This window comes from Pararhodobacter sp., from assembly GCF_034676075.1.
In the GTDB taxonomy this organism is placed as follows: domain Bacteria; phylum Pseudomonadota; class Alphaproteobacteria; order Rhodobacterales; family Rhodobacteraceae; genus Pararhodobacter.
In genome coordinates, this window is record NZ_JAUCCQ010000156.1 from 1 (window position 1) to 8,583 (window position 8,583).

Genomic DNA, 8,583 nt, shown 5'->3' on the forward strand with positions numbered 1-8,583 from the left:
CGCGCGATGCCTTCGAATTCCAGCGCCTGCACGGGATGGGCGAGCGGCTGCATGACCTCGTGCTGACCGAGGAGGGGACGCGCTGCCGGATTTACGCGCCCGTCGGCGCGCATCGGGACCTGCTGGCCTATCTGGTGCGTCGACTGCTGGAGAACGGCGCGAATTCCTCCTTCGTCAACCAGATCGTCGACGAAAAGGTGCCGCCGGAGCAGGTGGTGGCCGATCCGCTGGCAGCCCATCACCCAAGGGCGCTGACCAAGGGGCCGGACCTTTTTGCCCCCGAACGGCGCAATTCGCAGGGGTTCGACCTGACCGATGCCGAGGATCTCGCGGCGATCGAGGCCGCCCGGACGCCCTTTGCCACCACGATCTTCACCGCCGCGCCGCTGCTGGCGGTCCCGGCGCAAGGCGGTACGACGCTGCCCGTCGGCAACCCGGCCCGCCCGGGCGAGACCGTGGGCCATGTCGCGCAGGCCACCCGGGCCGATGTCGGGGCCGCGCTGGGGGCCGCTGAGGTCTGGGACGCCCCGTCGGCCGAGCGCGCCGCCGTCCTGACCCGCGCCGCCGACCTTTATGAACGCGACTTCGGCCGCTTCTTCGCCCTGCTGGCACGCGAGGCCGGCAAAGGCCTGCCCGATTGCGTGGGCGAGCTGCGCGAGGCCGTTGATTTCCTGCGCTACTACGCCGCCCGGATCGACGCGGGCATGGCGCCAAGGGGCCGGATCACCTGCATCTCGCCCTGGAATTTCCCGCTCGCCATCTTCACCGGCCAGATTGCCGGGGCCTTGGCCGCGGGCAACGCGGTGCTGGCGAAACCCGCCGAACAGACGCCGCTGATCGCTGCCGCCGCCGTGGCGCTCCTGCACGAGGCCGGGGTGCCCCGCACCGCCTTGCAACTCCTGCCCGGCGAGGGGGCTGAGGTCGGCGCCGCGCTCACCTCGGACCCGCGGGTCGATGGCGTGGTCTTCACCGGCTCGACCGAGACGGCGCAGGCGATCCGCCGGGCGATGGCCGCCAACCTCGCCCCCGGCGCGCCGCTGATCGCCGAAACCGGCGGGCTCAACGCCATGGTGGTCGATTCCACCGCCCTGCCCGAGCAGGCGGTGCGCGACGTGGTGGCGAGCGCCTTCCAGTCGGCCGGGCAACGCTGCTCGGCCCTGCGCTGCCTCTATGTGCAGGAGGATGTGGCGGAGGGCATGCTGGAGATGCTGGGCGGCGCCATGGAGGCGCTGCGGCTGGGCGATCCTTGGCAGCTGGCGACCGACGTGGGCCCGGTGATCGACCTGGAGGCCGCGCGCGAAATCCGCGCCTATGTGACCGAGGCCCGCCGCGCCGGGCGCGTCCTGCACGAACTGCGCGCCCCCGATCAGGGCCATTTCGTCGCCCCGGTGGTGATCGAGGTCCCGGGCATCGAGGCCCTGCCGCGCGAGATCTTCGGCCCGGTCCTGCATGTCGCCCGCTTCAAGGGCCGCGACCTGCCCAAGGTGCTGGACGCGGTGAACGCCCGCGGCTTCGGCCTGACCTTCGGGCTGCATACCCGGATCGACAACCGGGTGCAGGAGGTGGTCGAGGCGCTGCGCGTCGGCAACCTCTACGTCAACCGCAACCAGATCGGCGCCGTGGTCGGCTCGCAACCCTTCGGGGGAGAGGGGCTGTCCGGCACCGGCCCCAAGGCGGGTGGGCCCGAGTATGTCGCGCGCCTCGCCGCGCCCTTGCCTGCGCCGACAGCCAGCGCCGCAGGCGCCCCGGCCGACCTGACAGCCCTCACCAAGGCCCTGAAAACCCCGGTCCCGGCCGAGGCCATCGCCACCCATGACATGCCTGGCCCGACCGGCGAATCGAACCGGCTGAGCCTGCATCCCCGCGCGCCGGTCCTCTGCCTCGGCCCCGGTGCTGAGGCGGAGGCCGCGCAGGCCGAGGCGATCCGCGCGCTGGGGGGCGTAGCGGTCGCGGCGGGCGGCACGGTTGCGCCCGAGTGGCTGGAAACGGCAGACGGCTTCAGCGGCGTGATCTGGTGGGGCGAGGCGGCCGAGGCCCGGGCCTATGCTCTGGCGCTGTCGCGCCGGACGGGACCGATCCTGCCCCTGATCACCACCAGACCCGACAGCGCCCATGCCCTGACCGAACGGCACCTGTGCATCGACACCACGGCATCGGGCGGAAATGCGCAACTGCTTGTTGCCGTATCCGGGGATTGACCATTTGTTAAGCACGCTGCACCCCTAGAGGATGCTGCCGGTCCGTGACCACAACCCCTCGGGGCATGTCCCCGTCGTCTCCTGGGCGCTGATTGCCGTGAACATCACCCTGTTCATGGCCTTCTACCCCTTGGGCAGCGATTCCTCGGTGCGCGCCGTTTACCTGGAATGGGGGATGGTCCCGGCCAGACTCGGCGCCGGTGAGGGCCTGCTCACCCCCATCACCGCCATGTTCATCCATGGCGGCTGGGTGCATCTGGGGCTGAACATGCTGTTCCTCCGGGTCTTTGGCGACAATGTCGAGGCCGAGATGGGACCGCTCAGGTTCCTCGGCTTCTATCTCGCCTGCGGGCTGATCGCCTTCGCGCTGCAATTTCTGGCAGGCCCCGGCAGCCGGGTGCCGATCGCCGGAGCCTCGGGCGCGGTGGCGGGGGTCATGGGGGCCTATTTCCTGATGTTCCCGCGGGCGCGCGTCGATCTACTGGTCTATTACGTGGTCGGGCTGCGGACCTTTGCCGTGCCCGCCTGGGCGCTGCTCGGCGTCTGGCTGCTGGTGCAGGTGGCGGGGGGGCTGGCCACGCCCTCGGGCAGCAGCACCGCTTTCTGGGCCCATATCGGCGGCTTCATGGCGGGGGTCGGGCTCTCCGCCCCGACCTGGCGGCAGCTTGGCGGCGTGCGGTTCTGGCGCCGCTTCGGCGGCCTGCCGCCCCATCCCGAAGCTTCCGCGGCAATCCCCGTGGTGCGCCGCGCCGGGGCCGTGCTGCCGCCGCCGCAGCCCCGGGGCCTCTTCCGCCGCGACTGAGCCTGTTCGCCCGCGCAGAGCCAGTGTGCGGGGCTTTGCGAAACCGCCCCGGCAGTCCATCTTTGTGGCAAGCAAAGGAGGACATCATGAGCTGGAACCCGGCCTTCGACCCCGGCCCCCTGACCACCGATCCCGACGCGATCGAAACCCTGATCGTGCCCCGCACCCGCGACCTGGGCGGCTTCGAGGTGCGCCGCGCCCTGCCCGCCGCCCAGCGCCGCATGGTCGGGCCCTTCGTCTTCTTCGACCAGATGGGCCCGGCGGAATTCGTCACCGGCGCGGGGATCGACGTGCGGCCGCACCCGCATATCGGCCTCGGCACCGTGACCTATCTGCTCAACGGCCATTTCATCCACAAGGATTCACTCGGCACCGATCAGAAGATCGTCCCGGGCGAGGTCAACTGGATGATCGCTGGCCGCGGCATCACCCATTCCGAACGCACCGACCCGCTGGTCCGCCAAGGGCCGCATGACCTGTTCGGCGTGCAGACCTGGCTGGCGCTGCCCGAGGAGCGCGAGGACATGGCCCCGGCCTTCGAGCATTTCGGCAAGGGCGACCTGCCGATGCTGGAGGCCGAAGGCAAGCGCGTGCGGCTGATCCTCGGCACCGCCTGGGGCGAGAAGGCGCCGGTCTCGACCTTCGGCGGCGTGTTCTACGCCGATGCGGTGCTGGAAGCGGGCGCCCGGATCCCGCTGCCGATGGATCACGAGGACCGGGGCCTGCATGTGCTGGCGGGCTCGGTCACCGTGGCCGGGCAAGTGCTGGAGACGGGGCAGATGGCGGTCTTCCGCCCGGGCGACGCGATCACGCTGCAGGCGGGACCGGCGGGCGCACGGTTGATGCTGCTGGGCGGCGATACGCTGAACGGGCCGCGCTATATCTGGTGGAATTTCGTCTCCTCCTCGAAGGAGAAGATCGAAGAGGCGAAAGAGGCCTGGCGCCGGGGCGACTGGGGCAAGGGCCAGTTCGCGCTGCCGCCGGGGGATACGGAGGAGTTCATCCCGCTTCCGGATTGACGCGCCGAGTGTCGGTGCGTGCGAGCACGCACCCTACCGGCAAAGGGGAGAACCTCCTGTAGGGTGCGTGCTCGCACGCACCATCCCTCCCCCCCCCCCGCAGGATGGGCAATATTGCCCATCCTACCAGCGCAACACCCGCCCGCCGATCACCGCCCCCAGCGCCACGACGATCAGCATCGCCCCGCCATAGGCCGGCAGGAAATACATCAGCGGGTCATGCGGGCAATGCAGCGAATAAACCGCCGCCCCGATCCCCCCCGCCAACAGGCCCGCGACCGCCCCGGCCAGCACCGGGTGGCGCGGCGCCCCCGCCTGCATCGCCCAGAGCGCGCCCGCCAGCGGCAGAGCCGCCAGCACCGGCACCGAGATCAGGCAATTCTCGAAATCGCGGGTGTCCAGCAGCTCGGCGATCTCGGCCGGGCTGTTGGTCGCCAGCCCATAGGCCAGCGCGCCCAGCATCCCCAGCCCCATCACCCCGACGACCGAGGCCTCGGCCCCGACGCGCGCCTCGGGCCGCGCCATGCCGCGCGCCAGCCACAGCGCCGCCAGCGCCAGCGCCAGCGGCACCAGCGTCTTGTAGACCGGGGCCGAGGTCAGCACCTCGGCCAGATCCGGCCGGACATGCCAGAAGACCAGCAGCAGAACCACCGAGACCACGAAGGCCACCGGCAGCGTACGCGCCAGCCGCGCGCCCGGGGCGACCCGGGGCGTGGTATCGGCGGCCAGGGCCGCAATCAGCGCGTCGGTCTTCATTCGATCATCCTTTCCCGCAGCCGGGCCAGCGACTTGAAGGCCCGGTGCAACGCCACCCTGACGGCGCCTTCGCTCATGCCCAGCCGCGCCCCGGCCTCGGCCGCGCTTTCGCCGTCGATGCCGATGGCGCGCACGATCTCGGCCGCCCGGGGCTCCAGCCGCCCGATCACCCGCGCCATGTCACGGGCCTCGAACGGGTCCTCGCCGGGCGGCGCGGGCAGGATCTCGGCCACGTCCTCGACCGGGATCTCCACCCGGTGCCCGCGGGCGCGGAACGCATCCACCACCTTATGCCGCGTCACGGCATAGAGCCAGGGCCTGAGCGGCGCATCCTCGCGCCAGCTCTGCCGTTTCAGGTGGATGGTCAGCAACACCTCCTGCACCACATCCTCGCAAGCCTCGGGACCCAGCGTCCCGCCCCGCGCCCGGACGATCCCGCGCACGACCGGCGTGACCGCCCCCAGAAGCCGCGCATAGGCCCGCTGATCGCCGCGGTTGGCGGCGCGCATCAGCGCTTCCCAGCTTGGGTCGTCCAAAGGGGGCACGCGACCTCCGATACGGTGCAATGGGCCGAGTTGTTACACCGCCCGCCGCCAAGATCGACGAAAAACGCACCGATGTCACGGCTGCGTGAGCAGGCGTAACGCCGCCCGCCCCGGCCGCGTCCTGAAGGTCAGGCCCGCAACGGATGCGGGGCCTTCAACCGGGAGATCCCAACCATGAATACCAAAACCCCGATCCTCGCCGCCTCGATCGCCGCCGCGCTGGCGCTCGCCGCCGGGGCCGCCCAGGCCGACGACATGGCGCAAGAGCGCTGCTTCGGCGTCTCGATGGCCGGACAGAACGATTGCGCGGCGGGCCCGGGCACCAGCTGCGCCGGCACCTCGACCATCGACTATCAGGGCAACGCCTGGACGCTGGTCCCCGCCGGCACCTGCGCGACGATGGAACTGCCCGCCGATGGCATGGGCCATGCCCGGATGGGTGCCACCGCCGAACAGCTCGAGGCGGGCGGCTACGGCCCCGGCATCAACCGCGACCTGCCCGCGGGTTTCGACATGGCGGTCGCCGACACCTACATGCCGGTCATGATGTGATCCCCGGGCCGCCCCGCGCCCCGGGGCGGCCCCTTCCCTGACAGGAGCCCGCCATGCCCGCCGCCCTCCCCGACAGCCCCGGCCTCGGCTTCAAGCCCGAGCATTTCCGCGAGGCGCTCGGCGCCCCCGTCGCCTTCTACGAGGTGCATGCCGAGAATTACATGGGCGCGGGCGGCGCCCCTCATGCGATGCTGGAACGGCTGCGCGCGGCGCATGCCCTCTCGATCCACGGTGTCGGCCTGTCGATCGGCGGCGCGGGGCCCCTGGACGGCGAGCATCTCGCCCGGCTGAAGCGCCTGCTGGACCGCTATCAACCCGAGAGTTTCTCCGAACATCTCGCCTGGTCCTCGCACGGGGCGGCCTGGCTGAACGACCTGCTGCCGCTGCCCTATACGGATGAGACGCTGGCGACGATCTGCGCCCATATCGACCAGACGCAGGAGGCGCTGGGCCGCCGGATGCTGCTGGAAAACCCCGCGACCTATGTCACCTTCGCCGCCAGCACCTGGGCGGAACCGGATTTCCTGCGCGAAATTGCCCGGCGCACCGGCTGCGGGCTGCTGCTCGACGTGAACAACGTTTTCGTCTCGGCGGTGAACCACCGGACCGATCCCCGCGCCTATCTGACCGATTTCCCGCTGGATCTGGTGGGCGAGATCCACCTCGCCGGGCACGAGGCCGAGGCGCTGGAGGACGGCCCCCTGCTGATCGACAGCCATTCGCGCCCCGTGGCCGATCCGGTCTGGTCGCTGTATGCCGAGGTCATCGCCCGCACCGGCCCGCGCCCCACGCTGATCGAATGGGACAACGACGTGCCCGCCTTCGCGCAACTCCTGTCCGAAGCCCAGCGCGCCGCGACGCTGCTGGCCAAGGCCCCCCATGTCCGCGCCGCCTGATCGCTCCCCGCTCGCGCCTGCCGCCAAAGAATCGGCCCTTGCGGACAAGCGGGCGCAAGACCTACCGGTGCCCGGCGATCAACCCACCTCGCGCGCCCGGCAGAGGCGGAGCACCCCGGACGCGCCGCAAACGCCATCCCCTCCCCATCGCAAGTACCGCGGCGCCGCCACCAGCGCCTGCGAAGGCCTCTCCGCGCAACGGATCGGATCCGGCTCCTCAGCCCGGCGGATCCCTACCATCCCCCCTTCGGTCCATCATCTTCTCGTCAGCACGCCGGGCGAGGACCTGCCACCCGAATGCACCCTCGTCCGCCCTCGCAGCGAGAGCCCCTTTCCGTCCCACCCTCTGCCGGGAGAAATCCATAGCCCTTCCCCAATGCCCGTCCATGCGACGACCGCCAAGCTCTCCCGCGCAGGGATCCCCGCATGCTCACCCTCCCTGAATACCCCTTCCTGTCTTCAACCCCGACACAGCGGTTCACCCCCCGATACGCCCGCATCTGCGCATGACTTCCACCAACCCCGCCAAACCCGAGGCACGCCATGCTCACCCAAGCTGACCACGCGACGACCGAGGCGCGGATCGCCGCGGCGCTCTGGACACCCGCGACCCCCGAGGGCCTCGGCCCGGCGTCATCCCGCGACCACCGCTTCGCGATCTACCGCAATAACGTCCAGCACGGGCTGACCCGGGCGCTGGCCGCCCGTTTCCCGGTGGTCGAGCGGCTGGTCGGCGCCGAATTCTTCGCCGCCATGGCGCGGGTCTTCGCGGCCGGGCACCCGCCCGATTCGCCCGTCCTCCTCGACTGGGGCGCGGCCTTTCCGGGTTTCCTGACCCGCTTCCCGCCCGCGCAATCGCTGCCCTATCTGCCCGATGTCGCCCGGCTGGAATGGCTGCGAGGCCTCGCCTATCACGCGCCGGACGTGCCCGCCGCCGATCCCGCCGCGCTGGGCCGGGCCGATCCCGGACGCCTGATCCTGCGGCTCGCGCCCTCGGTGCAGGCCTTCGCGGCTGCAAGCCCGGCGGTCAGCCTGTGGCGCCAGAACCAGCCCGGCGCGACGCCCGCGCCCCTGCCCACAGGGCCCGAACACGCGCTGATCGCCCGAACGCCGGGCCTTTCCGTCACAGTCGAACCGCTCGGCCGCGACAGCCACGCGCTGCTCTGCGCGCTCCTCAACGGACAGCCGCTGGCCGAGGCCACCACCGACCCGACCCCGTTGCTGACCTTGCTGATCCGCCACCACCTCATCGCCGAGATCGGAGAAACCCCATGACCCTGCGCACCCGGATCCTGCCGCTGCACGCCCGCCTCGGCCGACTGATCCCCACCGACCTCGTGCAACTCGCCGCAAGGATCTTCGTCGGCGTGACCTTCTGGCTCTCGGCAAGGACCAAGGTCGAGGGGCTCTCGATCAAACCCTCGACCTTCTACCTGTTCGAACACGAATACGCGCTGCCCCTGATCCCCCCGGATTGGGCCGCGGTGCTGGCCACGCTGGGCGAACACGCCTTCTCGGTGCTGATCATCGCCGGCCTGTGCACGCGACTGTCGGCAGCGGGGCTTCTGGCGATGACGGCGGTGATCCAGATCTTCGTCTATCCCGAGGCCTGGGTCCTGCACGGCACCTGGGCCGCGAGCCTGCTGGCGGTGCTGGCCTATGGCCCGGGTCGGCTCTCGGTCGACCGGCTGCTCAGGCTCGACCGCTAGGGAGGGGTTTCGCCCTCGTTGCCCGCTGTCGCGGGCGCCTCGGGCGACCAGCGGCGCGGCGTGCCGCCGCGCCGAAGAAGGGGGGCTTTCTGCCCCCCTCTGCCCT

9 protein-coding genes are annotated in these 8,583 nt (G+C 71.1%); 7 read left to right on the plus strand and 2 right to left on the minus strand.

Going from position 1 to position 8,583, the window contains the following annotated elements:
* The 3 genes from putA to VDQ18_RS21705 form a co-directional block, all read left to right on the plus strand.
* A partial coding sequence (gene putA / locus VDQ18_RS21695; RefSeq protein ID WP_323022952.1) for a bifunctional proline dehydrogenase/L-glutamate gamma-semialdehyde dehydrogenase PutA occupies positions 1 to 2,198 on the plus strand: 2,198 nt, incomplete at its 5' end.
* 31 nt (positions 2,199 to 2,229) lie between these two features.
* Positions 2,230 to 3,000, plus strand: coding sequence for a rhomboid family intramembrane serine protease (locus VDQ18_RS21700; protein WP_323022953.1), 771 nt, complete (start codon positions 2,230 to 2,232; stop codon positions 2,998 to 3,000).
* Between the two features lie 86 nt (positions 3,001 to 3,086).
* Positions 3,087 to 4,019, plus strand: coding sequence for a pirin family protein (locus VDQ18_RS21705; RefSeq protein ID WP_323022954.1), 933 nt, complete (start codon positions 3,087 to 3,089; stop codon positions 4,017 to 4,019).
* Between the two features lie 123 nt (positions 4,020 to 4,142).
* On the opposite strand, the gene VDQ18_RS21710 is transcribed toward VDQ18_RS21705, so the two are convergent.
* Positions 4,143 to 4,775 (minus strand): DUF1109 domain-containing protein, encoded by a 633-nt coding sequence (locus VDQ18_RS21710; protein ID WP_323022955.1) that lies wholly within the window; start codon positions 4,773 to 4,775, stop codon positions 4,143 to 4,145.
* Positions 4,772 to 5,320, minus strand: a complete 549-nt coding sequence (locus VDQ18_RS21715) for a sigma-70 family RNA polymerase sigma factor (RefSeq protein ID WP_323022956.1) — start codon at positions 5,318 to 5,320, stop codon at positions 4,772 to 4,774. Before VDQ18_RS21715 ends, VDQ18_RS21710 begins: the two co-directional genes overlap by 4 nt.
* Before the next feature lie 174 nt (positions 5,321 to 5,494).
* On the opposite strand from VDQ18_RS21715, the gene VDQ18_RS21720 reads away from it, so the two are divergent.
* From VDQ18_RS21720 to VDQ18_RS21735, 4 genes are all read left to right on the plus strand, one after another.
* Complete coding sequence (locus tag VDQ18_RS21720) at positions 5,495 to 5,872, plus strand: DUF2282 domain-containing protein (RefSeq protein WP_323022957.1); 378 nt, start codon at positions 5,495 to 5,497, stop codon at positions 5,870 to 5,872.
* Positions 5,873 to 5,925: 53 nt separating this feature from the next.
* Positions 5,926 to 6,768, plus strand: coding sequence for a DUF692 domain-containing protein (locus VDQ18_RS21725; protein ID WP_323022958.1), 843 nt, complete (start codon positions 5,926 to 5,928; stop codon positions 6,766 to 6,768).
* Positions 6,769 to 7,311: 543 nt separating this feature from the next.
* Positions 7,312 to 8,043, plus strand: coding sequence for a DNA-binding domain-containing protein (locus tag VDQ18_RS21730; RefSeq protein ID WP_323022959.1), 732 nt, complete (start codon positions 7,312 to 7,314; stop codon positions 8,041 to 8,043).
* Complete coding sequence (locus tag VDQ18_RS21735; protein WP_323022960.1) at positions 8,040 to 8,477, plus strand: DoxX family protein; 438 nt, start codon at positions 8,040 to 8,042, stop codon at positions 8,475 to 8,477. Before VDQ18_RS21730 ends, VDQ18_RS21735 begins: the two co-directional genes overlap by 4 nt.
* Positions 8,478 to 8,583 lie beyond the last annotated feature (106 nt).

What these genes read in the sequence shown, in the direction of transcription:
- VDQ18_RS21700 (WP_323022953.1), top strand. Translation starts at nt 2,230, where the DNA reads ATGCTGCCGGTCCGTGACCACAACCCCTCGGGGCATGTCCCCGTCGTC.
- VDQ18_RS21705 (WP_323022954.1), top strand. Translation starts at nt 3,087, where the DNA reads ATGAGCTGGAACCCGGCCTTCGACCCCGGCCCCCTGACCACCGATCCC.
- VDQ18_RS21710 (WP_323022955.1), bottom strand. Translation starts at nt 4,775, where the DNA reads ATGAAGACCGACGCGCTGATTGCGGCCCTGGCCGCCGATACCACGCCC.
- VDQ18_RS21720 (WP_323022957.1), top strand. Translation starts at nt 5,495, where the DNA reads ATGAATACCAAAACCCCGATCCTCGCCGCCTCGATCGCCGCCGCGCTG.
- VDQ18_RS21725 (WP_323022958.1), top strand. Translation starts at nt 5,926, where the DNA reads ATGCCCGCCGCCCTCCCCGACAGCCCCGGCCTCGGCTTCAAGCCCGAG.
- VDQ18_RS21730 (WP_323022959.1), top strand. Translation starts at nt 7,312, where the DNA reads ATGCTCACCCAAGCTGACCACGCGACGACCGAGGCGCGGATCGCCGCG.
- VDQ18_RS21735 (WP_323022960.1), top strand. Translation starts at nt 8,040, where the DNA reads ATGACCCTGCGCACCCGGATCCTGCCGCTGCACGCCCGCCTCGGCCGA.